Source organism: Conyzicola lurida, from assembly GCF_014204935.1.
GTDB classification, from domain to species: Bacteria; Actinomycetota; Actinomycetes; order Actinomycetales; family Microbacteriaceae; genus Conyzicola; species Conyzicola lurida.
The window spans coordinates 3,500,007-3,522,666 of the sequence record NZ_JACHMJ010000001.1; the positions used below are offsets into that span (position 1 = coordinate 3,500,007).

General features: G+C 68.7%; 27 protein-coding genes. 7 read left to right on the forward strand and 20 right to left on the reverse strand.

Annotated elements, in window-relative coordinates:
- Positions 1-2: 2 nt before the first annotated feature.
- Genes HD599_RS17070 through HD599_RS17095 form a run of 6 tightly spaced genes read right to left on the reverse strand, consistent with a single transcriptional unit; the run spans position 3 to position 3,466 of the window.
- Positions 3-458 carry a DUF3817 domain-containing protein gene (locus HD599_RS17070; protein ID WP_343062136.1) on the reverse strand — a complete coding sequence of 152 codons (456 nt, stop codon included), beginning with the start codon at positions 456-458 and terminating at the stop codon, positions 3-5.
- Positions 455-1,012, reverse strand: a complete 558-nt coding sequence (locus tag HD599_RS17075) for a GNAT family N-acetyltransferase (protein ID WP_184239853.1) — start codon at positions 1,010-1,012, stop codon at positions 455-457. The genes HD599_RS17070 and HD599_RS17075 overlap by 4 nt, the downstream gene beginning before the upstream one ends.
- Positions 1,013-1,016: 4 nt before the next feature.
- Positions 1,017-1,712, reverse strand: a complete 696-nt coding sequence (purQ, locus tag HD599_RS17080; protein ID WP_184239855.1) for a phosphoribosylformylglycinamidine synthase subunit PurQ — start codon at positions 1,710-1,712, stop codon at positions 1,017-1,019.
- The gene (purS, locus tag HD599_RS17085; protein ID WP_184239857.1) at positions 1,712-1,969 is read right to left on the reverse strand and encodes a phosphoribosylformylglycinamidine synthase subunit PurS; all 258 of its coding nucleotides are present in this window, start codon (positions 1,967-1,969) and stop codon (positions 1,712-1,714) included. The genes purQ and purS overlap by 1 nt, the downstream gene beginning before the upstream one ends.
- Before the next feature lie 43 nt (positions 1,970-2,012).
- A complete protein-coding gene (locus tag HD599_RS17090) occupies positions 2,013-2,720 on the reverse strand; it encodes a nucleoside/nucleotide kinase family protein (RefSeq protein WP_343062137.1) in 708 nt (235 codons plus the stop codon).
- Positions 2,717-3,466, reverse strand: coding sequence for a GDSL-type esterase/lipase family protein (locus tag HD599_RS17095; protein ID WP_184239859.1), 750 nt, complete (start codon positions 3,464-3,466; stop codon positions 2,717-2,719). Before HD599_RS17095 ends, HD599_RS17090 begins: the two co-directional genes overlap by 4 nt.
- A gap of 30 nt (positions 3,467-3,496) precedes the next feature.
- Here HD599_RS17095 and HD599_RS17100 point away from each other — a divergent pair, with 30 nt between their 5' ends.
- On the forward strand, positions 3,497-4,504 hold the full coding sequence (locus tag HD599_RS17100; protein ID WP_184239861.1) for a serine hydrolase domain-containing protein: 1,008 nt from the start codon (positions 3,497-3,499) through the stop codon (positions 4,502-4,504).
- A gap of 75 nt (positions 4,505-4,579) precedes the next feature.
- Here HD599_RS17100 and HD599_RS17105 read toward each other — a convergent pair whose 3' ends face one another.
- The 6 genes from HD599_RS17105 to purD form a co-directional block, all read right to left on the reverse strand.
- The gene (locus tag HD599_RS17105) at positions 4,580-5,332 is read right to left on the reverse strand and encodes an SDR family oxidoreductase (RefSeq protein ID WP_184239863.1); all 753 of its coding nucleotides are present in this window, start codon (positions 5,330-5,332) and stop codon (positions 4,580-4,582) included.
- Between the two features lie 120 nt (positions 5,333-5,452).
- Positions 5,453-6,319: a VOC family protein gene (locus tag HD599_RS17110; RefSeq protein WP_246376221.1), complete on the reverse strand. Its 867-nt coding sequence runs from the start codon at positions 6,317-6,319 to the stop codon at positions 5,453-5,455.
- A 244-nt stretch (positions 6,320-6,563) separates the two neighbouring features.
- Positions 6,564-7,190 carry a fasciclin domain-containing protein gene (locus tag HD599_RS17115; protein ID WP_343062139.1) on the reverse strand — a complete coding sequence of 209 codons (627 nt, stop codon included), beginning with the start codon at positions 7,188-7,190 and terminating at the stop codon, positions 6,564-6,566.
- 96 nt (positions 7,191-7,286) lie between these two features.
- Positions 7,287-7,781 (reverse strand): GNAT family N-acetyltransferase, encoded by a 495-nt coding sequence (locus HD599_RS17120; RefSeq protein ID WP_184239866.1) that lies wholly within the window; start codon positions 7,779-7,781, stop codon positions 7,287-7,289.
- The gene (locus tag HD599_RS17125) at positions 7,778-8,635 is read right to left on the reverse strand and encodes a phosphoribosylaminoimidazolesuccinocarboxamide synthase (protein WP_184239868.1); all 858 of its coding nucleotides are present in this window, start codon (positions 8,633-8,635) and stop codon (positions 7,778-7,780) included. Before HD599_RS17125 ends, HD599_RS17120 begins: the two co-directional genes overlap by 4 nt.
- A gap of 27 nt (positions 8,636-8,662) precedes the next feature.
- Positions 8,663-9,913 (reverse strand): phosphoribosylamine--glycine ligase, encoded by a 1,251-nt coding sequence (purD, locus tag HD599_RS17130; protein ID WP_184239870.1) that lies wholly within the window; start codon positions 9,911-9,913, stop codon positions 8,663-8,665.
- Between the two features lie 40 nt (positions 9,914-9,953).
- Here purD and HD599_RS17135 point away from each other — a divergent pair, with 40 nt between their 5' ends.
- Together HD599_RS17135 and HD599_RS17140 are read left to right on the forward strand one after the other, a co-directional pair.
- Positions 9,954-10,328 (forward strand): sterol carrier family protein, encoded by a 375-nt coding sequence (locus HD599_RS17135; RefSeq protein WP_184239872.1) that lies wholly within the window; start codon positions 9,954-9,956, stop codon positions 10,326-10,328.
- Positions 10,325-10,762 (forward strand): hypothetical protein, encoded by a 438-nt coding sequence (locus tag HD599_RS17140; protein WP_184239875.1) that lies wholly within the window; start codon positions 10,325-10,327, stop codon positions 10,760-10,762. Before HD599_RS17135 ends, HD599_RS17140 begins: the two co-directional genes overlap by 4 nt.
- Positions 10,763-10,851: 89 nt before the next feature.
- Here HD599_RS17140 and purF read toward each other — a convergent pair whose 3' ends face one another.
- Positions 10,852-12,309, reverse strand: coding sequence for an amidophosphoribosyltransferase (purF, locus tag HD599_RS17145; RefSeq protein ID WP_184239877.1), 1,458 nt, complete (start codon positions 12,307-12,309; stop codon positions 10,852-10,854).
- Positions 12,310-12,382: 73 nt separating this feature from the next.
- On the opposite strand from purF, the gene purM reads away from it, so the two are divergent.
- Complete coding sequence (purM, locus tag HD599_RS17150; protein ID WP_184239879.1) at positions 12,383-13,474, forward strand: phosphoribosylformylglycinamidine cyclo-ligase; 1,092 nt, start codon at positions 12,383-12,385, stop codon at positions 13,472-13,474.
- Positions 13,475-13,563: 89 nt separating this feature from the next.
- Here purM and HD599_RS17155 read toward each other — a convergent pair whose 3' ends face one another.
- Positions 13,564-13,839: a DUF3073 domain-containing protein gene (locus HD599_RS17155; protein ID WP_184239881.1), complete on the reverse strand. Its 276-nt coding sequence runs from the start codon at positions 13,837-13,839 to the stop codon at positions 13,564-13,566.
- 122 nt (positions 13,840-13,961) lie between these two features.
- Here HD599_RS17155 and HD599_RS18135 point away from each other — a divergent pair, with 122 nt between their 5' ends.
- Positions 13,962-16,280 carry an NAD(P)-binding domain-containing protein gene (locus tag HD599_RS18135; protein WP_184239883.1) on the forward strand — a complete coding sequence of 773 codons (2,319 nt, stop codon included), beginning with the start codon at positions 13,962-13,964 and terminating at the stop codon, positions 16,278-16,280.
- Here HD599_RS18135 and crcB read toward each other — a convergent pair.
- Genes crcB through HD599_RS17175 form a run of 3 tightly spaced genes read right to left on the reverse strand, consistent with a single transcriptional unit; the run spans position 16,277 to position 19,031 of the window.
- Complete coding sequence (crcB, locus tag HD599_RS17165) at positions 16,277-16,639, reverse strand: fluoride efflux transporter CrcB (RefSeq protein ID WP_184239885.1); 363 nt, start codon at positions 16,637-16,639, stop codon at positions 16,277-16,279. The genes HD599_RS18135 and crcB overlap by 4 nt on opposite strands.
- Positions 16,636-17,007 carry a fluoride efflux transporter FluC gene (locus HD599_RS17170; protein WP_184239888.1) on the reverse strand — a complete coding sequence of 124 codons (372 nt, stop codon included), beginning with the start codon at positions 17,005-17,007 and terminating at the stop codon, positions 16,636-16,638. The genes crcB and HD599_RS17170 overlap by 4 nt, the downstream gene beginning before the upstream one ends.
- Positions 17,007-19,031 carry an amino acid permease gene (locus tag HD599_RS17175; RefSeq protein WP_184239890.1) on the reverse strand — a complete coding sequence of 675 codons (2,025 nt, stop codon included), beginning with the start codon at positions 19,029-19,031 and terminating at the stop codon, positions 17,007-17,009. Before HD599_RS17175 ends, HD599_RS17170 begins: the two co-directional genes overlap by 1 nt.
- Positions 19,032-19,095: 64 nt before the next feature.
- Between HD599_RS17175 and HD599_RS17180 the strand changes: the two genes are divergently transcribed.
- The gene (locus HD599_RS17180; protein WP_184239892.1) at positions 19,096-19,755 is read left to right on the forward strand and encodes a hypothetical protein; all 660 of its coding nucleotides are present in this window, start codon (positions 19,096-19,098) and stop codon (positions 19,753-19,755) included.
- Positions 19,756-19,790: 35 nt separating this feature from the next.
- Here HD599_RS17180 and HD599_RS17185 read toward each other — a convergent pair whose 3' ends face one another.
- The 3 genes from HD599_RS17185 to HD599_RS17195 all read right to left on the reverse strand — a co-directional run bounded on the left by HD599_RS17185 (position 19,791) and on the right by HD599_RS17195 (position 21,725).
- Entirely contained in the window at positions 19,791-19,982 is a 192-nt protein-coding gene (locus HD599_RS17185) for a hypothetical protein (RefSeq protein ID WP_184239894.1), read from the reverse strand.
- A gap of 322 nt (positions 19,983-20,304) precedes the next feature.
- Positions 20,305-20,928, reverse strand: coding sequence for a PadR family transcriptional regulator (locus tag HD599_RS17190; RefSeq protein WP_343062141.1), 624 nt, complete (start codon positions 20,926-20,928; stop codon positions 20,305-20,307).
- The gene (locus HD599_RS17195) at positions 20,925-21,725 is read right to left on the reverse strand and encodes a DUF4097 family beta strand repeat-containing protein (RefSeq protein ID WP_184239896.1); all 801 of its coding nucleotides are present in this window, start codon (positions 21,723-21,725) and stop codon (positions 20,925-20,927) included. Before HD599_RS17195 ends, HD599_RS17190 begins: the two co-directional genes overlap by 4 nt.
- Positions 21,726-21,882: 157 nt before the next feature.
- Between HD599_RS17195 and HD599_RS17200 the strand changes: the two genes are divergently transcribed.
- Positions 21,883-22,644 (forward strand): MerR family transcriptional regulator, encoded by a 762-nt coding sequence (locus HD599_RS17200; RefSeq protein WP_184239898.1) that lies wholly within the window; start codon positions 21,883-21,885, stop codon positions 22,642-22,644.
- Positions 22,645-22,660 lie beyond the last annotated feature (16 nt).

Genomic DNA, 22,660 nt, shown 5'->3' on the forward strand with positions numbered 1-22,660 from the left:
GCCTACGCCTCCGCCGGCCCCACCACGAGCAACAGCGCGAACACCGCGACCACGACGGCGACGGCGGATGCCGCGAAGAGCACGGTGTTCGCGAGCGCCCAGCGCAGCAGCCGGTTCACCAGCCGGGAATCGTGCGGGTGGCCGGTTGCCTCGCGCCGCCAGCCGCCGTCGAGCGACCCGCGCTTCTCGAGCCAGCGCTCGGCCGGGATCGTCGCGTACGGCACGACGGCGCTCGCCAGAGCCACGACCGTGGTGCCGAGGCCCCAGCGCTGGTTGACCGCGACCACGACCGCCGCGGCCACGAACGCGAGGAAGAAGAAGCCGTGCAGCCCGCCGCCGATGCTCACGCCGACGTCGGTGACACGGACGACGTACTTGAGCAGCATGCCGACGATGAGCAGGGTCCAGGTGACGGTCTCCGCGAGGGCGAGCGCGCGGAACAGGGTGCGAGGGGTCACACGAATCTCTCCGAGCTGATCGCGTAGTGCAGTTCGTCGACGAGTTCGCCCTTGAACGGCCGGTCGGGGACGAGCGCCGTGCGCGTCATCCCGAGCTTGTCGAGCAGGGCAGCGGATGCCGCATTCCGCGCGTCCAGCGTCGCCGTGATGGTGCGCAGGCCGAACTCGCCGAACCCGAGCGCGAGCATCGCGTGCGCCGCTTCGTAGCCCAGCCCCCGGCGCTGGTAGCCGCCGTGCAGGGCGAAACCGAGCTCGCCCTCCTCGGCGTCTTCGTCGGAGTACTTGAGCAGCACCTCGCCGACGACCTTCCCGGTCTCGCGCAGCTCGATCGCCAGCACGAGCCATTGACCCTCGGAATCGACCCGCTTCTGCGCGTCTTTCGCGAGCAGGGCGAACCGCGTCTCGTCCAGGGTGCGGACCGGCCACGGGATGTAGCGCACGACCTCGGGGTCGGAGTGGAACTCGAACAGGTCGGACAGGTCGGCCGGGGTGTGGGCGCGCAGGTCGAGCCGCTCGGTGCGGACCGGAAACGCCGGCGTCCAGGGCAGGGGCATCGGGCTAGACCGAGGCGAGCGCTCGGATCGCGCTCGTGAACAGCCGCAGACCGTCGATGCCCGAGCGCATAGCCGCGGCGGTGTCGGGGCCGAAGCCCTCTTCGACGGCGTGCTCGGGGTGCGGCATGAGCCCCACGACGTTGCCGCGCGCGTTGGTGATGCCGGCGATGTTGTTGATCGACCCGTTGGGGTTGACGCCCTCGTAGCGGAAGACGACCTGCCCCTCGCCCTCCAAGCGCGCGATGGTGTCGGCGTCGGCGATGAACCCGCCCTCGCCGTTCTTCAGCGGGATGGTGATCTCGGCGCCGGTCTCGAACGCGTTGGTCCAGGCGGTGTCGGTGTTCTCGACCGTCATGACCTGGTCGCGGCAGATGAAGTTGCCGTGGTCGTTGCGGATCAGGCCGCCCGCGAGCAGGTGGGCCTCGGTGAGCATCTGGAAGCCGTTGCAGATGCCGAGCACGGGCATGCCGGCGTTGGCTGCCTCGATGACCTCGGCCATGATCGGCGAGTGCGCGGCGATCGCGCCGCAGCGCAGGTAGTCGCCGTAGCTGAAGCCGCCGGGAAGTACGAGGGCGTCGACACCGTGCAGGTCGTGGTCGCCGTGCCAGAGCGCGACGGGCTCCGCGCCGGCGATGCGCACGGCGCGCTGGGCGTCGCGGTCGTCGAGCGAGCCCGGGAAGGTGATGACGCCGATGCGCATCAGTTCGCCGCGTTCTCGAGAACCGTGATCGAGACGACGTCTTCGATCACCGAGTTGGAGAGCATCTCGTCGGCGAGAACCTGTACCTCGGCGAGCACGGCGTCGTCGACGGCGTCGACGGTGAGTTCGAAGCGCTTGCCGACCCGCACGCTGGAGAAACGGTCGTTGCCGAGGCGCTGGAGTGCGCCCGCGACGGCCTTGCCCTGGGGATCAAGCAGGACGGCCTTCGGCATGACCTCGACGACGATAGTGGGCACCAGTAACTCCAAGGATTTCGCGCGTGGGTTGACGCTGACAATCCTAGTCGAGGGCGATGACGTGGGTCGCGGTGCCCGCGCTCGCCGCGACGATCTCCGCGTTGCGTTCGTCCGGCCCGAGCGCCCACTCGGTCGCGGCGGCGGCCGTTTTTCCGAAGCGCTCGTGACGGGCGATCAGACGAGAGAGCCGGATGTCGCGGTCCACACCCACGACGACGGTGAGGTCGAGCAACGGGGCGACGTGCTGCCACCCGCCGTCATCCAGCAGCAGGTAGTTCCCCTCCACCACCACGATCGGAAATTCAGGAAGAATCGCGACGGCGTCGGGCACCGCCTCCTCGATCTCGCGGTCGAAGCCAGGCGCGAGCACCGTTCTTCCTGAATTTCCGAAACTGGCGCGCACGGCGGCCAGGGTCGCGACGAAGCCGGCGACGTCGAAGGTGTCGGGCGCGCCCATGCGGTCGCGGCGTCCGAGCTCGACCAGCCGCGCCTGCGGCAGGTGAAACCCGTCCATGGGCAGCAGCACCGCGCGCGGGGCGAGCAGCGCCACGAGCTCGGCGGCGATCGTCGACTTGCCGCTGCCCGGCGCGCCCGCGATGCCCACGACGATGCGGCCGCCGCCGGCCCGCGCGCCGGCGACCACGCTGTCACCGACCACGCTGTCACCGAGCACGCTGTCACCGACCCGGCCGTCGCCCGCCCGCGCGCCCACGAGCGCCGCCAGTTCGGCGACCGAGCGCAGCGTGGTCACAGCAGTCCCCGCGCGACGGCGTCGTCCACGGCGAACCGCGACCAGTCGCGGTAGCCGATCGCGCTCGGGTGGAACAGGTCGTCGGCGAAGAACCCCTCGGTGTACGGCGGGGGAGGCGGGGCCATGTGCACACCGGGCATCGTCGCGACCGCGGCGCGCGCCACGGCCTCGAGGCTGCGCGAGTGCAGGTACAGGTTGAAGCGCAGCGGGTTGGGCAGCAGCACGAACCGCGAGAACGCCGGCAGCGACGACATCAGGATCAGCGCGGACGGGCTGGCGGCGCGCAGCCGGGAGAGCAGGGTCCGGATGTCGCGGCGGAACGCCCCGCGGGACCGGATCGTCAGCGCGTCGTTGGCGCCGACGCTGAGGAACACGATGTCGTACTCCGAGGCGGTGGCCTCGTCGACGAACTCCGCGATGACCTCGCCCGAGGTGGCGCCGTTGCGCCCGATGGCCGTCCACCCGACGCCGCGCCCGGTGTGCGCGGCGATGTCGCGCGCCAGGTTGCCCGGCAGCGCGTCGGCCTGACTGGCCACGCCGACGCCCGCCGCCGTGGAATCGCCCAGGACGAGTAGCCGGATCGGATCCGGACCGGGCTCCGTTCCGGACCAGGGTGCCGCGGCATCCGCCAGTCTCGGTGTGTACCGCTTCAGTCGCCAGGCCTGCACGGCCACCACCGGGGCGACGGGCACGAGGGCGACGCGACTGAGCCGCAGGGGCACGCGGGGGCGCAGGGACACGGGCACGGCTCATAGTCTGCTCGATAAGCTCGACCCATGGATACCGCAGGCCTCACCGAATTTCTTGACGAGCACGACTTCTCCGGCGTCGTGCTGATTCGGCGGGGAAAGTCGACCGTTTTCGAGGCGGCGACCGGCCTCGCGAGCCAGCGCTCGCAGGAGCCGAACACGATGGACACCCGTTTCGACACCGCGTCGATCACCAAGCTGTTCACGTCGGTCGCCGTGCTGCAGCAGGTCGCGGCGGGCAACCTCGACCTCGAGGCGTCCATCCACCACTACGTCGACCTCGCGGGAACGCGCATCCCGATCGAGGTCAACCTGCTCAACCTGCTGACCCACACGAGCGGCATTGCGGATGACGCGGACGAAGAAGCCGGCGAAGGCTACGACGAGCTCTGGGCCAACCAGCCGGTGCAGTCGTTCACCGAGACCGCCGATTTCCTCCCCCTGTTCGTCAACAAGGAGCCGCTCGCCGACCCGGGCGACGAGGTCGCGTACATCAACGTCGGCTACATCCTCGCGGGCCTCGCGCTGGAGAAGGCGACCGGGGTGCCCTACCGCCAGTACGTGTTCGACGAGGTGTTCGCCAAGGCGGGTATGACCGACTCCGGGTTCTACGACCGGCGTGAGGCGGCGCCGCGCGTGGCCGAGGGCTGGGACTTCAAGGACGGCGAATGGGTGAGCAACGTGCTCAGCTACCCGCCGATCGGTTCCCCCGACAACGGCGCGCACGCCACCGCCGGCGACCTGGTGAAGTTCTTCGCCGCCGTGCGCGACGGGCGTCTGCTGAACAAGGAGTTCACCGAGGAGTTCCTGCTCCCCCAGGTCGAGCTCGACGAGGACGCGGCGTACGGCTTCGGCCTCGAGTTCGACCTCGAGGAGGACGGCTCGGTGCGGTCGTACTTCCAGGACGGCATCAACGCGGGCGCGAGCGGCATCGTGCGCCACTACGTGAGGGAGAACCTCGACGTCGTCGTGCTCTCCAACTCCGAGGATGGCGCGTGGGACGTCATCACCGAGATCGACGAGCGCATCGGCTAGTCCCATTGGCGGGTTGAGCTTGTCGAAACCACTGCACGATGGGTTTCGACAAGCTCAACCCGCGTCGGCCGGCCACTACACGTCGATCGAGAACCCGCCGTCGCTCTTCAGCAGCTGGCCGGTGACCCAACGCCCTTTCTCGGATACCAGGAACGCCACGAGATTCGCGGTGTCGGCGGGTGTGCCCAGTCGCCCGCTCGGCTGCATGCCCGTGAGTCCCACGCGCAGGTCGTCGTCCATCCACCCGGTGTCGATGGGGCCCGGGTTCAGCACGTTCGCCGAGATCCCGCGCGGCCCGAGCTCTTTCGCCGCGGCCATCACGATCCGGTCGAGCGCTCCCTTGCTCGCGCCGTACGGGAGGTTGCCCGAGGTGTGGTCGCTGGTCAGCGCCACGATAGCCCCGCCGTGCTCGGCTTGCCGCGCGAACTCGACGATGAGCTGCCAGCTCGCCCGGGTGTTGACCGCGAAGTGACGATCGAACTGTTCCAGCGAGGTATCGAGCAGCCCGGAGTCGACGCTCCATGCGTGGCTCAGCACGAGGGCCTCGAGGGTGCCGAGCGCGGCGCCGGCTTCTGAGATGACGGATGCCGCGGCATCCACACTCTCGAGGTCTGCGGGCAGCACGACCACACGGGCGCCGCGCGCCTCGAGGTCCGCGACGACCTCGTCGAGCCCGGCCGCGGCCCCCGCGCCGAAGATCTGCTCGTCGGCGGGGGTCCACCGGCTGAGCGCAAGGTCCCAGCCGTCGTCGGCGAGCCCGCGCGCGATGCCGGCACCGATGCCGACCGCGCGCCCGACCCCGGTGATGAGTGCTGCGGGTCTGGTCATGCCCCGAGACTAGCGACCGAGGGCGGGTGAGCATCGAGCACACGATGCCAGCGGGTGGCGCGCCGATATTTCGCCGGCGCGCTCGAAATTTCAGGCGCGCCAGCGAAAATACACCGCGCCCTACGCCGAGACGACCTTGATATGGTTCGACCACGGGTCGTCGAAGCTGACGGTCTGGCCGTCGTTGCGGATCTCGTGGCCGTAGTGGGCGAGCCGCTCGGAAAGCGACCCCACGTCGTCGGGGGTCGGCACGGTGATGGCGACCTCGGCGAGACCCAGGGCGAGCTGCCGGGGCCCGGCGCCCTTCGAGTTCCACGTGTTCATCGCCATGTGGTGGTGGTAGCCGCCGGCGCTGACGAACAGCGCGCTGTCGCCGTACATCGTCGTCGCCTCGAAGCCGAGCTGGTTCACGTAGAACTCGCGCGCGGTCTCGACGTCGCCGACTTGGAGGTGCACGTGGCCGACCTGCGCCCCGCCGATCATCGGCTGCAGCACCGACTCTTCGGTGAGGTTCTGCTGCAGGAATGCGTTCGGGTCGAGGTAGAGCGTCGACATCTCGATCGAGCCGTGCGCCCAGCTCCAGTCGCTGCGGTCGCGGTCCCAGTAGAGCTCGACACCGTTGTTCTCGGGGTCGTTGAAGTAGAAGGCCTTGCTCACGAGGTGGTCGGAGCTGCCGGTGAAGGTGTTCGGGTATTTCTGGGCGACCGAATAGACGGATGCCGCGAGTGCTTCTTCCGTCTCGAAGAGGATGGCGGTGTGGAACAGCCCCGCGTCACGGGGGCTCGCGTTCCGCAGCTCCGGCGCGTGCACGAGGATCATCACGGCGGTCGTTCCGCGCCCGAGGACGGCGAAGTCGCCGTCGGCGCTCAGCACCTGCAGCGCGATGGCGTCGCGGTAGTACTTGGTCATCGCGTCGAGGTCGGCGACGCGCAGGGTGACCGCGCCCATCGAGGTGTCTGCCGCGAGCAGGTTCTGGTTGCTGGTCATGGGGACCGCCTTTCCGTCACCAGCATATAACTTAGTTGCTGCTACAACTATTCCGATGCGGGGTGGAAGCGGTCGGGCGGCACTCGGCTCGAGACCGGCCTCGCGGTCGGTCTCGAGCCGGATCCCCCCGGATACTGTGCCCCTCAGAAAGGGACGACGGCCCGCTGTTCTGGGCACCGGGCCGTCGTCATAGGGTGATTCGGAGCACCCCGCGGATCGGATTGGAGAATTTTCAGAAAGTTTTTTACGAGGCCGGGGGAGTGAGCACGGTGTCGATCAGATACAGGGTCGCGGTGGCGGTGTGGATGCCGCCGCAGACGACGGACGCTTCGTTCACCATGAGGTCGTCGCCACTTCCGGTGATCGTGACCGGGCTGCCCTCGACGGTCGTGTGTTCGCCCGGTAGGTCGTCCGGCTCGATCTGGCCGGAGATGGCGTGGTAGCTGAGGACGCCCCCGAACATCGCGGCGTTGGCGGGGTCGGCGTACAAGGCGAGGGTCTCGGGAGCGAGGTCGGCGAACGCGCTGTCGACCGGCGCGAAGATCGTGTACTCGGTGCCGTCGAGCGCATCGACGAGGTTCACGCCCGGGTTGATCTCGCCGGAGACTGCCTCGACCAACGTGGTGAGCAACGGGTTGTTGCTGGCGGCGTCGTAGACCGATTCCTGCGCCATTTCGGCGATCGAGCCGGCGCCGTCGGGGTTCGTCTCGATGTAGTCGGCGCACCCGGCGCCGACCAGGCCGGAGGTGGCGTCGGCGGTGGGCGTCGCCGACGAAGCGTCGGGTTCGGGCGCCGACGTCGAGCAGCCGGCGAGGGCGACGACCGACAGGGCGGCGGCCAGGGTGAGCGAAATGCGCGGCTGAGTTCTCACGGGATTCTCCAGTTGGTGCCCGGTGCCCGTCTGCGACCGGTCAATAGTGAAAATCCTACCGATTCGCGTTCAGGGCAACTCCCGGGCGGCGAGCGGCTACTCGCAGCCCTCGCACACCACGTCGCCGGCCGGATCGGACGGAACGAGCGTCTTGCCGAAACAGAGCGAGTCGTCGGAGTCGACGTAGTACCCGAACCGGTCGATCGGCGTGAAGCCCTCACGCGTGTAGAACCGCACGGCCGCCAACTGGGCCGGCCCGGTCTCGAGCACCAGCCGCGACCACCCGTTCTCGAGCCCGAAGCTCTCCAGCCGGTGGAGGATCGCCGTCGAGACACCCGAGCCACGCGCCGACGCATCCACGAACATCCGTTTGATCTCGCCGTGGTCGTCGTCGAGGCGGCGCAGGCCGCCGCAGCCGACCGGGGTGCCGTCGTCCGTATAGGCGACGAAGAACGCCGTGATGTCCGCGGCCGTCGGTGCGGGTCCGGGTTCCGAGTCGTCGGTGCCGTACAGCTGGGCGATCTCGCGGCGCTGTGCCGCTCGCAGCGCTTCAGCGTCGGGGTTGCTCCAGTCGACGGCGGTGACGATCATTCGCCGGTGAGCCTCTCGATCAGCTCGCGGTAGCGGGCGGCCGTCTGCTCGACGATGTCCTGCGGCAGCACGGGCGGCTCGCCGGTCTGGTCCCAGTTGGCCTTGAGCCAGTTGCGCACGATCTGCTTGTCGAAGCTGGCCGTGCGTTCGCCGGTGCCGTACAACGCGGCATCCCAGAATCGGCTGGAGTCGCTCGTGAGCACCTCGTCGCCGAGGGTGAGCTCTCCGGTCGCGGGGTCGGCGCCGAACTCGAACTTGGTGTCGGCGAGGATGATGCCGCGTGCTTCGGCGATGGCCGAGGCGCGGGTGAAGATGTCGAGGCTGGCGTCGCGAAGGGCGGCGGCGACCTCCGCTCCGACGAGTTCCACGGTTCGCTCGAAGGTGATGTTCTCGTCGTGCTCGCCCATGGGGGCCTTCCACGCCGGGGTGTAGATCGGCTCGGGCAGGCGGTCGCCGTCGCTGAGGCCGGCGGGCAGGGCCACGCCGCAGACGCTCTGGCTCCGCTGGTATTCGAGCCAGCCGCTGCCGCTCAGGTAGCCGCGCACGACACACTCGACCGGGTACATGTCGAGGGTCTTCGCGAGCATCGAGCGCTTCGCGACAGACGGGGGCAGGTCGGCGGATGACGCAGCCAGATGGTTCGGCACGTCGAGCTGCGCGAACCACCACGTGCTCAGCGTGGTGAGCAGCTCGCCCTTGCCGGGGATGCCGGGTTCGAGCACGTGGTCGAAGGCGCTGACGCGGTCGCTCGCGACCATCAGCACCTCGCCGGGATGCTCCTCCGAGGTGTACAGGTCGCGCACCTTGCCCGAGTAGGCGTGTGTCCAACCGGGCAGAACTGTGGCTTCCGTCATGACACCCACGATACCGACAGGCGTGCGCTACTCCGCGACGCGCTGTGCGATGTCGGTGCGGTAGTGGCCGCCCTCGAGCTGGATGTGGCCGAGCGCCTCGTACGCGCGGGCGCGGGCGACCGTGAAGTTGCTGCCCGTGGCGACGACGCTGAGCACGCGACCGCCGGTGGCGATGAACTTGCCGTCGAGCACCGCGGTCGCGGCGTGGGTGATGTGCACTCCGGCGACGGCGGATGCCGCGTCGAGGCCGAGGATCTCGCGCCCGGTCACCGGGGAGTCGGGGTAGCCCTCGCTCGCGAGAACGACGGTCACTGCGACATCCGACGAGAATTTCGGATACGGCAGGCGGCCCAGCGTGCCGGTCGCGGCCGCGTAGAGCAGCCCGCTCAGCGGCGTGACGAGGCGGGGGAGCACGACCTGGGTCTCGGGGTCGCCGAAGCGGGCGTTGAACTCGATGACGCGGGTGCCCTGCTTGGTGAGGATCAGGCCGCAGTAGAGGAGTCCGACGAACGGGGTGTTCTCGGCGGCGAGTTGGCGGATCGTGGGGAGGGCGACCGACGAGATGACGTCGTCGACGAACTCCTCGGTGAGCCACGGCAGTGGTGAGTAGGCGCCCATGCCGCCGGTGTTCGGTCCCTCGTCGTGGTCGTAGGCGCGCTTGTAGTCCTGCGCGGGCTCGAGGGGCACGACGCTCTCGCCGTCGCTGAGCAGGAAGAGCGAGACCTCCTGGCCGGCGAGGAATTCCTCGACCAGCACGTCGCCGTGCTGCAGCCAGTACTCGGCGTGGGCGATCGCGGCGTTGCGGTCGGGGGTGACGAGCACGCCCTTGCCGGCGGCGAGGCCGTCGGCCTTGATGACGTAGGGGGCGCCGTACTCGTCGATCGCGGCGACGGCCTGCTCCGACGAGGTGGTGCGGGCGGCGCGGCCGGTGGGCACGCCGGCCTCGTCCATGATGCGCTTGGCGAAGGTCTTGCTGCCCTCGAGTGCCGCGGCGGCCTTGCTCGGGCCGAAGACCGGGATACCGGCGGCGGTCAGCTTGTCGGCGACACCCGCGACGAGCGGGGCCTCCGGGCCGATGACGACGAGTTCGATGCCGTTGTCGCGGGCGTAGTCGCGCACGATCGAGCCGTTGGTGGGGTCGAGGGCGACCACCTCGACGTCGGCCGCGATTCCCGCGTTGCCGGGAGCCGCGGTGATTTCGTGACCCGCGTTCTCGCTCAACAGGGACGTGATGATGGCATGCTCACGCGCGCCGGAGCCGAGAACTAGGATTCGCACCCGATCAGCGTACCCGCACGGCCCGGGTAGCGTGGAGTGCATGGCAAGAGCACGGATCGATTCGGGCATCGGCGGCACGGCCGTCAGAGCGGCGCTCGCCGGGGGCGATGTTTCACGTGACACATCGGCCACCGCGGTGCGGTTCCTGCTGCAGGTGCTGGCCGAGAACGCCGAGGGAAACACGGTCGAGGTGCGGGTGCCGCCGTTCGGCGCGGTGCAGTGCATCGAGGGGCCGCGGCACACCCGGGGCACTCCGCCCAACGTCGTCGAGACGGATGCCGCGACCTGGCTCGCCCTCGCGACCGGCACCCTGCGCTGGGCCGACGCCGTCGCCGAGGGGCGCGTGCACGCTTCCGGGCAGCGCGCGGACCTCAGTGATTACCTCCCAGTGTGGACTGAGACAATAGGGGCATGAGTTCAACCCCCGACGAGCAGGACGCAGCCAACGAAACCGAGGTGCGCATCCGCCGCGCACCCAAGTACGGCCCGTTCATCATCGTCGGCGGCGGAATCGGCGCCATCGTCACCTTCGTCCTCACGGCGCTCTTCCCGGTCGACCCCAACGTCGGCTTCGGCGCGCTGTTCGGCTACTTCGCGCTCTACGGCGTGACGGGCGGAGCGCTCATCGGCGCCATCTTCGCGCTCGTGTTCGACCGCGTGCTGCTGCGCCGTTCGCGCCCGGCCACCGTGGTGACCGAGATCACCGACCCCGACCTGGTCGAGGCCGAGCGACTCCGTGACGAAAAATGGGCTGCAGAGGATGCCGCGGCCGACGCCGCGGCGAACCCGTCCCCCGCGCCCGAGCCGGCCGACGCGCCCGCGAAGCCGCACGAGGACCCGACGACATAACCTGCGGTCGCAGGCTCCCTCGGTGCTGGGGTCACGCGAACGCTGGCGCGTGTGCCATAGCTCCACCGCGCCGACGTCCCCAAGAGCACCTAGCTCAGCTGGTTCGCCTCGACCCAGGCCAGGTACTCGGGGCTGACGGTGCCGGTGACGTAGTCGCCGGTGAAGCAGCTCATCTCGAGCGCCGTGACGTCCGATCCCTCGAGGATCGCCGCCTGCATGTCGGCGACCTCCTGGTAGATCAGGTAGTCGGCGCCGAGCTCGGTCGCGATCTCGGGGATGCGACGGCCGTGGGCCACGAGCTCCTGACGCGACGGCATGTTGATGCCGTACACGTGCGGGAAGCGCACGGGCGGGGCCGCCGAGGTGAAGGTCACCTTGTTGGCGCCGGCGTCGCGGGCCATCTGCACGATCTCTTTCGAGGTGGTGCCGCGCACGATCGAGTCGTCGACGATCAGGATGTTCTTGCCGCGGAACTCGCTGCCCATGGCGTTGAGCTTCTGCTTGACGCTCTTCTTGCGCTCTTCCTGCCCGGGCATGATGAACGTGCGGCCCACGTAGCGGTTCTTGTAGAAGCCCTCGCGGTACTCGATGCCCAGCTTCTGCGCGACCTGCATCGCCGCGGGACGGGACGAGTCGGGGATCGGCATGACGACGTCGATGTCGCCCATGGGCGTGTACTGCGCGATCGTGTCGGCGAGCCGGTCGCCGAGGCGCAGGCGCGCGTCGTAGACCGAGATGCCGTTCATGATCGAGTCGGGGCGCGCGAGGTAGACGTACTCGAACGAGCACGGCACGAGACGCGGGTTCGCGGCGCACTGCTTCGACACCATCTCGCCGCCGCGCGTGATGAACACCGCTTCGCCGGGGGCGATGTCGCGGACGACCTCGTAGCCCGCACTCTCCAGAACGAGAGATTCGGATGCCACGATCCATTCGTCGCCCACCAGCCCGGCCGAGCGCTTGCCGAGGATCAGCGGGCGGATACCGAACGGGTCGCGGAAGGCGAGCAGTCCGTGCCCGGCGATCAGCGCGATGGCGCCGTAGGAACCCTCGACGCGTTCGTGCACGCGGGCGACCGCGTTGAAGACCTGCTCCGGGTCGAGGTCGGCGCCGGTGACCTGCGCCTGCAGCTCGTGGGCCAGCACGTTGACGAGCAGCTCGGTGTCGCTCGTGGTGTTGAGGTGGCGGCGGTCGACGTCGAACAGTTCGCGGGTGAGTTCGCGGGTGTTGGTCAGATTGCCGTTGTGGATCAGGGTGATGCCGTAGGGCGCGTTCACGTAGAACGGCTGGGCTTCCTGCTCGTTGTTGGCGTTGCCCTTGGTGGCGTAGCGCACGTGGCCGAGGCCCATGTTGCCGAGGAGCCCGCGCATGTCGCGAGTGCGGTACGCCTCGCGCACCTGGCCCTTCGCCTTGTGCGAGTAGAAGGTGCTGCCGTCGGCCGTAGCGATACCCGTCGAATCCTGACCGCGGTGCTGCAGGAGAAGCAGCGCGTCGTAGACGAGTTGGTTAGCCGGCTGGGAAGAAACGATGCCAACAATGCCGCACATGCGGAATTAGCTCCAGACCGTAGAGTTGGGGGGATATGTCTAGTCTTTCACGTCGTGGATGGGAACCTCACGCATGAGTAACAAGTACGCCGAGGCAGGCGTCGACACCGCAGCCGGTGATCTGGCCGTCGAGCTCATGAAGTCCGCGGTCTCCGCGACGCACGGACCCTCTGTGGTCGGGGGTTTTGGTGGATTCGCCGGACTCTTCGACGTTTCCTTCCTCAAGGATTACGACCGACCGCTGCTCGCGACATCCACTGACGGAGTCGGAACAAAAGTCGCGATCGCCCAGGCGCTCGACAAGCACGACACCATCGGACAGGACCTCGTGGGCATGGTCGTCGACGACATCGTCGTCGTCGGAGCCCGCCCGCTGTTCATGACGGACTACATCGCGTGCGGCCGGGTCGTGCCCGCGCGCATCGCCGACATCGTCAAGGGCATCGCCCTCGCGTGCTCTGAGACGGGTACCGCGCTCGTCGGCGGCGAGACCGCCGAGCACCCCGGGCTGCTCGGCCCGGACGACTACGACGTGGCGGGCGCCGCGGTCGGTGTTGTCGAGTCGTCGAAGGCCCTCGGTCCCGAGCGCGTGGTCGACGGCGACGTGGTCGTCGCCATCGCGTCATCCGGCCTTCACAGCAACGGCTTCTCTCTGGTTCGCCACATCCTCGGCAGCGCGGGCGTCGGCTACACCGACACGTCGGCCGACCTGGGCGGCTGGGGCGAGGCGCTGCTCGTGCCGACCCGCCTGTACACGACGCCGCTGCTCGGCGTGATCGACGAGCTCCCAGACGCCATCCACTCGCTCAGCCACGTCACGGGCGGCGGCATCGCGGCGAATCTCGCGCGCGTGCTGCCGATCGGCTCGTGGGTCGAGCTGGAGCGCGCGACCTGGTCGCCCGACCCCGTCTTCCGCGTGCTGGCCGACCTCGGTTCGATGACGCTCGAGGAGACCGAGGGCACCTGGAACCTGGGCATCGGCATGTTCGCCGTCGTCGCCGCCGAGTCCGCCGCCGCCGTGATCGCGTCGATCGAGTCCGCGGGTATCCCGGCCTGGGAAGCGGGCCGCGTGTCCGTGGGCGAGCGCTCGCTGGCCGGCTTCGAGCAGGGTGCGAAGGGCGTCAACGGCGGCGCCGTGCGCCTGTCGGGCACCTACGCCGCATAAGCGGATCGAGCCCGTCGAAAACCACCCCCTTAAAGCGAATTGAGCCTGTCGAAATCGAGTGATTTCGACAGGCTCAATCCCTGAGGGCCTTAGGCGCTGCGCGTGTATCCGTCGTCTTCATCGGGCACATAGCTGCCCGGAACGTACTCGTCGTCTTCGTCGTCGTCATCCTCGTCGTCGACGGGAGCGCCGGTGCCGGCAACGTACTCCGGCCACGCGGCGAGGTCTTCGTCGAGTCGCGGATCTCCGGGCTCGCCGGATCCGCCGAGCTCCTTTTGGAGAGCTCCGTAGTTGGTGTCAGGACTGAAGTACTTCAGGTCACGAGCGACCTTGGTGTGCTTCGCCTTTTGACGGCCTCGCCCCATGCGTAGACCCCCTCATGAATCAGTCCGAAGGGAACCTCGAAGGTTCCGGGAAATTGCGAACAGCGATCTAACGAAAAGTAGTTGGCAGTTTAGCACGCAGGGTCAGCGGGTAACGTTGTCGGGTGACCTCTGACAGCACCGACACTTCCGTTGTCGTAATCGGTGGTGGCCAGGCGGGACTTTCCGTCTCCTACTACCTCAAGCGACTCGGTCTTGACCCCGGAAACGAATTCGTAGTCCTCGACCGTGGTCCGGGTTCGGGTGGTGCCTGGCAATTCCGCTGGGATGCCCTTCGAATCGGTTCCGCGCACCGCATCAACGACCTGCCGGGGCTCGACGCCCTCGGTCTCAGCTTCGAAACTGCCGATCGCACGAGTCCTGCCAAGGATGTCGTCGCCGACTACTACGCGCGATACGAAGAGTTCTACGGATTCCAGGTCGTTCGACCCGCTGCCGTGACGAGTGTCGTCAACGCCGGCGACCGCATGTTGGTCACCTTCTCCGACGGCGAGGGCGAGCAGACGGTCACGACCGACGTCGTGATCAATGCCACCGGCACCTGGGGGTCCCCGTTCATACCGTGGTACCCGGGCCGCGACAGCTTCGCCGGACGCCATGTGCACACCGCCGAATACGTCGACGCGGCCGATTACGCGGGCAAGAAGGTCGTCGTCGTCGGTGGCGGTACCTCGGCCATCGGCTTCCTGCTCGAGCTCGAGCCGGTCGCGGCCGAGACCACGTGGGTCAGCCGTCGGCCGATCGAGTTCCTCGAAGACGGCGAACTCAACCTCGAGGCGCGCGTCTCCGCGGTCGCGATGCAGGACGAGGCCGCCCGCGCCGGGCGTGCGCTTCCCAGCATCGTCAGCGGAACCGGCGTGCCGCGCACCCGCCGCATCCAGGCCGGGATCGACCGCGGCGTGCTCACCGCGCGCCCCATGTTCTCGGCGATCGAACCGAACGGCGTGCGCTGGTCGAACGGCGCGTTCCAAGAGGCCGACGTCATCATCTGGTCCACCGGCTTCCGTCCGGAACTGCGCCACCTCGCCCCGCTCAAGCTGCGCGAGCGCGAGGGCGGAATCGCCGTCGCGAACGGCACGTCGTGGAAGGAGCCGCGCATCTTCTTCGCGGGCTACGGACCGCAGGCGTCGACGATCGGCGCCAACCGCGCCGGACGCACCGTCGCACGCCAGGCCATCGCCACGCTCAGCCGGTTGAAGCGGCAGGCGCGCGAGGCCGAAGACCGGCTCATCGCGCTCGAGGCCAAAGCCAACGACGTCGCTCCGTTCTCCTTCGACTTCCTCTCGGCACCGGAGCCCGTCGACGAGTCGGCCGTCAGTCGCGGTCACGCGGCCGAGCCCACTGCGGTCGCTGAGCCCGCGGTCGCTGAGCCTGTCGAAGCGACTCCGGTCGAAGCGCCTGCCGAGGATTCACCCACCGAAACCCCCTTCACCGGTTACGGCGCCCCTGCCGGGGCGCCGGTCGCTGCCCCGGTCCCTGAGCCTGTCGAAGGGCTGGCTGCGCCGGCCGCGCCTCCCGCCGCCGAAGAATCGGACATCGACCTCAGCTGGATGCTCCCGAGCTCCGACCCGATCGAGCCGCTCGACTTCCTCCCGCTCGCGGAGCCCGCCGCGTTCTCCGCGCCGCGCCCGGCCGACGCCCCGCCCATCGTGGTGGAATTCGAGCCCGACCCGGCCACGGTCGCCGGGCCTCCGGTCGCTGAGCTCGTCGAAGCGCCGGTCTCTGTCGAGGAGCCCCCGATCGCTGAGCCTGTCGAAGCGCCCACCCCCTCCGAACCGGCGGCCCTCGACGAGTTCGCCGCCGCGGCAGCAACACTCGCCGACACTGCTGCCTCCGCCGACACCCCGGTCGCCGAGCCCGCCGAAGCGCCGGCCGAAGCGCCCGCTCCGGTATCGCTCGACGCCTTCGCTGCTGCGGCCGCGTCTCTGGCCGATGCTCCACCGGAGCCGGAGCCGGAGCCGGAGCCGGAGCCCGAGCAGCAGTCCGAACCGGTCCCTGAGCCTGTCGAAGGGCCCACCGTGCCCGAGGCTGAACCAGCGCCCGCCCCGGACCCGGCACCGACCCCCGGACTCCCCGCCGACCCCGAACCGGCCCACGAGCCCGAGCCCGTGCTCACCCTCGAGTCGCTCTTCGGTCCGTCCGCGGTCGAGGACGTGCCGCAACCCGACCTCGTCGAGCAGGACATCGCACCCGAAGAACCGTCGGCCGCGGCATCCGATGTCGATTTCGGCTGGCTCGAGAACCCGCAGCCGGTGTCGGCGCGGTCGCAGGTGGACGAGAGCTACTCGTTCCAGCTGGCCGACGAGCCCGAGGTGCCCGACGACGTGGAGAAGGTCGACGACCTGTTCCGTCCGCCGCCCCGTACCGAGAAGCGCCCCGAGCCGAGCTTCGACGACCTGCTCAAGCCCCCGGCAGACGACTAGCGCGCCACCAGATACGCCAGCGTGGCGACCCCGATTCCGCACACGACGTTGGCGGCGACGCTCAGGGCTGCCACCCGGGTGCGCCCGGCCTGCACGAGCTCGACCGTCTCGACGCTGAACGTGCTGAAAGTGGTGAGCCCGCCGCAGAGCCCGGTCAGCAGCACGAGCCGCAGGTCGTCCGAGACCGCGGCCCGTTCGGAGAGCCCGAGCACCGCGCCCCCGATGAGCGATCCGACGACGTTGACGGTGAACACCGCCCACGGCAGGCGCCGCCCGGCGAATGCCAAGGAGACGAGGTAGCGCACGACGGCGGCGGCGGCGCCGGTCAGCACGACGGCGAGGGCCAGCAGCGGGGTCACCGTGTCACCGCGGAGCCGCGCCGGCCGAGCCGCAGGCCCGCCCACGCCCCGGCGAGCCCGAGAACGAGTGTCGCCACGAGGTACGCCAGCGCCGTCATCCACTCGTCTGACGCCCCGAGCGAGACCAGCGTCACGGCGAACGCCGAGAACGTGGTGAACGACCCGAGCAGCCCGGGGCCGAGGCCCGCCCGCACCCAGTCACGGGCGGTCGGCCAGACGCGGGATACGAGCAGCCCGAGCGCGAACGCCCCGACCACGTTGATCACGAGGGTGGAGAGCGGCTGCGTGACGAGCGTGTCGATGCCGAGGCGCAGGCCCGTGCCGAGGATGCCGCCCGCGAGGACGGCGAGTAGCGACCGCCAGCCCATTACTTGTGGGAGGGCAGCTTGGCCGGCGGCAGCGCCTTGCGCTGGATCACGCGCACCGGCTCGCCGCGACGGGTCTGTCCGGGCAACGGGCGCTGCGGGCGGTTGTAGAGCGCGCGCGTCGAGTCCAGCAACCATGGCACGAGCGCCACGGTGACGCCCGGGCACAGCAGCAGCTTGTGGCGGATGCGCCGCGCTTTGTGGTTGTGGAGGAGGCTCTCCCACCAGTGCCCGACGATGTACTGCGGCGTGTAGACCGTGACGATCTCCGAGCCGTGCTCTTCGCGGTGCATCTTGATGTACTTGATCAGCGGCATGCTGATGTCGCGGTACGGCGACGCGATGATGCGCAGCGGCACCCCGATCTCCTGTTCGGCCCACTGCTGCTCGAGCCGCAGCGACTCGTCCTCGTCGATCGACACGTGCACGGCCTCGAGCGATTCGTGGCGGGCGGCGATCGCGTAGTCGAGCGCCTTCAGCGTCGGCTTCTGCATCTTGCCGACCAGGACGATGGCGTGGTCGCCGCTCGAGCCGAACTCGGTGGTGTTGTCGACGGCGATGTCGCGCTCGACCTTGCCGTAGTAGCGGTTGATCCGCAGCATCACGAGGTATAGCACCGGCATGATGGCGAAGACGAGCCAGGCGCCGTGGGTGAACTTGGTGATGGTCACGATCACCAGGACGGTGGCGGTGAGGATGGCGCCCGTGGCGTTGATCAGACGGGATCTGTAGACCTGGGCGGGGTTGGCACAGCCCTCGCGCAGCATCCTCGTCCAGTGCACGACCATGCCGGTCTGGCCGAGAGTGAAGCTGACGAAGACGCCGATGATGTAGAGCTGGATCAGCTGCGTGAGGTTGGCCTGGTACGCGATCAGGATGACGGCGGCCACGAACCCGAGAGCGAGCACGCCGTTCGAGTAGACCAGCCGGTCGCCGCGGGTGGAGAGCGACTTGGGCGCGTACTTGTCGCGGGCGAGCACCGAGCCGAGCAGCGGGAACCCGTTGAACGCCGTGTTGGCGGCGAGCAGCAGCACGAGCGCGGTCGTGGCCTGGATCACGAAGAACATGACGGTGTTGCCGCCGAAGACCGCCGCGGCGATCTGCGCCATGACGCTCAACTGCGGGTCGGTCGCGCACGCTGCCCAGCCCTGCAGGTCGCAGGCGCTCTCGGCGTAGTGCACCTGGCTGGTGAGGGCGAGGGTGACGACGCCGATGAACAGGACGATGGCGATGCCGCCCATCAGCACGAGGGTGCGCTGCGCGTTCTTCACCTTGGGGCGGCGGAAGGCGGGCACGCCGTTGGCGATCGCCTCGACGCCCGTGAGCGCGCTACAGCCGCTGGCGAACGCGCGCAGCAGAAGCAGCACGAAGGCGATCTGCGTGGGGCTCTGGTGATCGACCGTGTACTGCGACGACTCGGCGATGGCCGGGTCACCGAGCGCCAGGCGCACGAGACCCGTGACGATCATGACGCCGACGCTGCCGATGAACAGATAGGTGGGCAGGGCGAACGCCTTGCTCGACTCGGCGACGCCGCGCAGGTTGATCGCCGCGAGCACGATGATGAAGCCCACCGCCATCTCGACCCGCAACGGGTTGAGCTCGGGGAAAGCGGAGATGATGTTGTCCACGCCGCTGGCGACCGAGACGGCCACGGTGAGGATGTAGTCGACGAGCAGCGCGGAGGCCACGACGAGGCCGGCCTTCTCGCCGAGGTTCTTGTGCGCCACCTCGTAGTCGCCGCCGCCCGACGGGTAGGCCTTGATCAGCTGGCGGTACGACGCCACGACCACCACGAGCAGGATCACCACGGCGGCCGCGACCCAGGGTGCGAACGACAGGAACGCGAGTCCGCCGAGCGTCAGGATCAGCAGCAGCTCCTGCGGCGCGTACGCCACAGACGAGAGGGGGTCGCTCGCAAAAATCGGGAGCGCCAAATGTTTGGGAAGTAGTTGCCCCTCGAGCTTCTCAGAGGGCAGAGGTTCGCCGATAAGCCAACGCTTCGGCGACCGTCCATCGGTAGTCACGAGGGGCGAGCCTACTCTTTTTATTCCCGATCGGAGCAAATTTGTTTGGACTTAGACTTCGGTAATGGTAGAGGCGGGATCCAAGCGACGTTTCCGCTGGTGGTGGATCGTTCTCGCGGCCCTCGTCGTGTTGCTCATCCCGGTCGCGGTAGTCGTCATCCCGATCGTCACACACCAGGACCAGGGTCTCTCCGGCCAGGTGGCCCCGACCGACGACTGGCCCACCTCTGTGACCGCGACGGGAGATGACGGTCGCACCCGCTCGTTCGACGTGCTGTCGCCCGAACCCGGCGGCACGATCGACACGTCGGCGCTCGCCGAAGGCGACCGCATCGTGGTCAGCGGCACCGGGTACGACGGCTCGCGAGGCATCTACGTCGCGATCTGCAAGATCCCGGATGCCGCGGGCGACAAGCCCGGGCCGTGCATCGGCGGCGTGCCCGAGCAGGCCGCGGGCGAGGAGTCGACCGTCGGCGCCGTCGAGTACGCCCCCAGCAATTGGATCAACGACGACTGGGCCTGGAAACTGTTCGGCGCCCGCAGCTATGACGACATCGAGAGCGGCACCTTCACCGCGTACATCGAGGTCGGGCCTCCGGTGTCGGAGAGCCTCGACTGCACGGTCGACGAGTGCGGCATCTTCACCCGCAACGACCACACGGCGCTGACCGACCGCGCGCAAGACCTCTACGTGCCGGTCGCGTTCGCCCCGGTGGTTGAGTAGGCCGTCCACGGCCGTATCGAAACCCTCTTCGAGACCTACGCCGCCAGCTCGGTCTCGGCCGCGCGCAGCCGCTCTTCGATGACGTCGACCGGCTCACCGAGGAGACCCGCGACCTGCTCGGTCGTGAAACCCGAGTAGTGGACGAGGTGGATCGACTGGCGGAGTTCGGGCGCCAGTGCCTCGAGAGCTTCCGCGGAGTGGTCGAGCTGGACGGTGGTGTTACGCATGGTGAAACAGACTTTTCGATGAGACTTCGAGGAGAGCGACGCAACGGTGCGCGCCAGATTTCCTGCACAGTAATTGGACGACCGCGTTCGCGGTCGAGGTGTTCTTGTTGTGGTTCCGGCCTTGGATAAGGGCAGCGGAACAACGCTCGGAGAGCGTTGCGAGAGCGGTGATAACGCATCTCGCGATGACGGGCCGTGATAAAGGCTTCCGTGCTTTCTCAAACACTAGTACACACGTACGAGTGAATGCGAGCGCTCCTTGCGAACTGCCAGCCTGGAGAGGGCGAGGGTGGCGCGCGGATCGCCTCCGCGCGCCGCACCGTCACCGCCCGAGGGTCTCCTCGACCCGGGCCCGCACCTCGGCGAGTCCCGCGGTCAGCGCGGCGACGGTCTCGTCGCTGAGCTGGCCGCCGGTGACCTGCTTGCGCAGCTTCGCCCGCATCTCGAGCCGGAACTCGTTGATCGCCACCTCGGCGTTCGCCAGCTGGTTGCGGTTCTCGACCTGCACCGGCTTGGCGTCGGCTCGGATCGTGCGGCCCGCGACCTTCGCCTCGGTGCGTGCCTCGCGCGCCGCGGAGGCGAGGTCGGCGCGCAGCGTCTTCATCGCCGAGTTGACCGACGACCTCACGTCGTCGGCCAGTCGCCTCACCGAGTCCGTGACGCCGTCTTCGATGCCGTCGAGCTCGCCAGCGCGTGCGAGGAGTTCTGCCCTGCCGGCATCCGTAATCGCATAGACGGTCTTGCGGCCGTCGGCGGCCTTCGACACCAGGCCGTCTTCTTCGAGCTTTGCGAGCCGCGGGTAGATCGTGCCGGCGCTCGGCACGTAGGTTCCGCCGAACCGCTCTTCGAGAGCCTGAATCACCTCGTACCCGTGCATGGGCGCATCGGCCAGCAGGCTCAGCAGGTAGAGGCGCAGGTGGCCGTGCGCGAAGACGGGGGGCGTCACGATGCCACCGAGTGCAGCACGCTGACGTTGCCCGAGACCGTGTTGGCCCGGAAGTCGAGCCAGTGCTTGTCGAGTTCGCCGAACTTGCCCGTGTACATGCCGTGCACGCCCTTCACCTCGTTGTCGTCGAGCTGGAGCTTGCCGCCCACCGTGTTGATGCGGTACTGCGCGGCGACCCCGGCGGCGAGACGCGTGGTCACGGCGCCGCTCACGGTGCTGATGCGCACCTCGTCGGGCACGCCGGTGATGTCGGTGAACACCTCGCCGCTGACCGAGTCGGCGGTGAGCGCGCTGATGTCGCCCGAAGCGGTGATGTCGCCGCTGACGGTGCGGGCGGCGATGCGCCCGGTGTGTCCGCTGACCGAGATTTCACCGCTGACGCCGTTCAGCTGCAGCTTGCCGCTGAGTCCGTCGATCACCAGGTCGCCGCTGACGGTGGAGATCGTCGCGTCGGTGTTCAGGCCGGTGATGAGCGCGCTCGCGCTGACGACGCCGAAGGTCAGGGCGATGTCGCGCGGCACCATGATGCTCACGTCGGCCTTCGCCGTGCCGCGGAAGCTCGCGAACACCTCGAGGAAGTTGTCCCAGTTGAGCTGGGGGTGGTCGATCTCGAGCGTGTCGCCGTCGATGCTCACCTTGAGTTCTTTGCCGCTCACCGAGTGGACCTCGACGCGCGCGCCCGGCTCGTCGTGTCCGACGATGTCGACCTTGCCGCCGATGAGGCTCACCTTGAGTCTGCGTACCGCTGCCACATCGATGACCTTCTCACCATCGATGAGCCATTTTTCCTGTGCCATGGGGCTCTCCTTGTGTTTTCTCACTCGCGTTATATCGCGTTGTTGAAAGTCACGTTATATCGCGAGTTGCCGGCGAGCAAGGGGGTAGTGCGAATTCCCAGTTGACCTTGACGCAGCGTCAACCTCTAGCGTGAATCGCGAGGAAAGGAGGCGCCCGATGGACTGGTCCATCCACGACATCGCCCGGATGGCGGGCACCACGAGCCGCACGCTGCGGCACTACGGCGATGTCGGGCTGCTCCAGCCCACCCGTGTCGGCGCCAACGGCTACCGCTACTACGACGCGGGCGCGCTCGTGCGGTTGCAGCGCATCCTGCTGCTGCGGCAGCTCGGGCTCGGGCTGCCGGCCATCGCCGACGTGCTCGCCGGACACCGCGACGACGCCGCAGCGCTCGCCGTGCACCTCGACGGGCTGCGGGCCGAGCGACGGCGGCTCGACGACCAGATCGCGAGCGTGAGGTACACGATCGCGACGATAGAGAAAGGAGAACACCCCATGGCCGACAGCATGTTGAACGGTTTCGACCACACCGCGTACCGCGAGGAGGTCGAGTCCCGCTGGGGAGCCGACGCCTATACGGCGGGCGACGACTGGTGGAGCGCGAAGACGGCCGACGAGAAAGCCGCCTTCCAGAGAGAGCAGGCGGCTCTCGCCGCAGACTGGGCGGATGCCGCGGCCGGCGCCCCGGATCCCTCGGGCGACGCGGCTCAGGCCCTGGCGCGCAGACAGTACGAGTGGCTGGCGGGTATCCCGGGCACCCCCGGCTACCCGGACGGTCCGACCCCGGAATACTTCGCCGGGCTCGGCGAGCTCTACGCGGCCGACGAGCGGTACGCCGCGAACTACGGCGGGCGCGCCGGCGCCGAATTCGTGCGCGACGCCATGGCGGTCTTCGCCTCTCGGCAGCTCGGCGCCTAGTCATCCCTTTGGCTGA

Bases quoted from the DNA above. Each gene is read 5' to 3' on its own strand.
- HD599_RS17135 (WP_184239872.1), top strand. From the start codon at position 9,954: ATGGCAAGAGCACGGATCGATTCGGGCATCGGCGGCACGGCCGTCAGA.
- HD599_RS17105 (WP_184239863.1), bottom strand. From the start codon at position 5,332: ATGACCAGACCCGCAGCACTCATCACCGGGGTCGGGCGCGCGGTCGGC.
- HD599_RS17195 (WP_184239896.1), bottom strand. From the start codon at position 21,725: ATGGCACAGGAAAAATGGCTCATCGATGGTGAGAAGGTCATCGATGTG.
- purQ (WP_184239855.1), bottom strand. From the start codon at position 1,712: ATGCGCATCGGCGTCATCACCTTCCCGGGCTCGCTCGACGACCGCGAC.
- HD599_RS17075 (WP_184239853.1), bottom strand. From the start codon at position 1,012: ATGCCCCTGCCCTGGACGCCGGCGTTTCCGGTCCGCACCGAGCGGCTC.
- HD599_RS17200 (WP_184239898.1), top strand. From the start codon at position 21,883: ATGGACTGGTCCATCCACGACATCGCCCGGATGGCGGGCACCACGAGC.
- HD599_RS17120 (WP_184239866.1), bottom strand. From the start codon at position 7,781: ATGATCGTCACCGCCGTCGACTGGAGCAACCCCGACGCTGAAGCGCTG.
- HD599_RS17170 (WP_184239888.1), bottom strand. From the start codon at position 17,007: ATGGGCTGGCGGTCGCTACTCGCCGTCCTCGCGGGCGGCATCCTCGGC.
- HD599_RS17110 (WP_246376221.1), bottom strand. From the start codon at position 6,319: ATGACCAGCAACCAGAACCTGCTCGCGGCAGACACCTCGATGGGCGCG.
- HD599_RS17180 (WP_184239892.1), top strand. From the start codon at position 19,096: ATGGTAGAGGCGGGATCCAAGCGACGTTTCCGCTGGTGGTGGATCGTT.
- HD599_RS17125 (WP_184239868.1), bottom strand. From the start codon at position 8,635: ATGACGGAAGCCACAGTTCTGCCCGGTTGGACACACGCCTACTCGGGC.
- purF (WP_184239877.1), bottom strand. From the start codon at position 12,309: ATGTGCGGCATTGTTGGCATCGTTTCTTCCCAGCCGGCTAACCAACTC.
- HD599_RS17100 (WP_184239861.1), top strand. From the start codon at position 3,497: ATGGATACCGCAGGCCTCACCGAATTTCTTGACGAGCACGACTTCTCC.
- HD599_RS17140 (WP_184239875.1), top strand. From the start codon at position 10,325: ATGAGTTCAACCCCCGACGAGCAGGACGCAGCCAACGAAACCGAGGTG.
- HD599_RS17155 (WP_184239881.1), bottom strand. From the start codon at position 13,839: ATGGGGCGAGGCCGTCAAAAGGCGAAGCACACCAAGGTCGCTCGTGAC.
- purM (WP_184239879.1), top strand. From the start codon at position 12,383: ATGAGTAACAAGTACGCCGAGGCAGGCGTCGACACCGCAGCCGGTGAT.
- HD599_RS17185 (WP_184239894.1), bottom strand. From the start codon at position 19,982: ATGCGTAACACCACCGTCCAGCTCGACCACTCCGCGGAAGCTCTCGAG.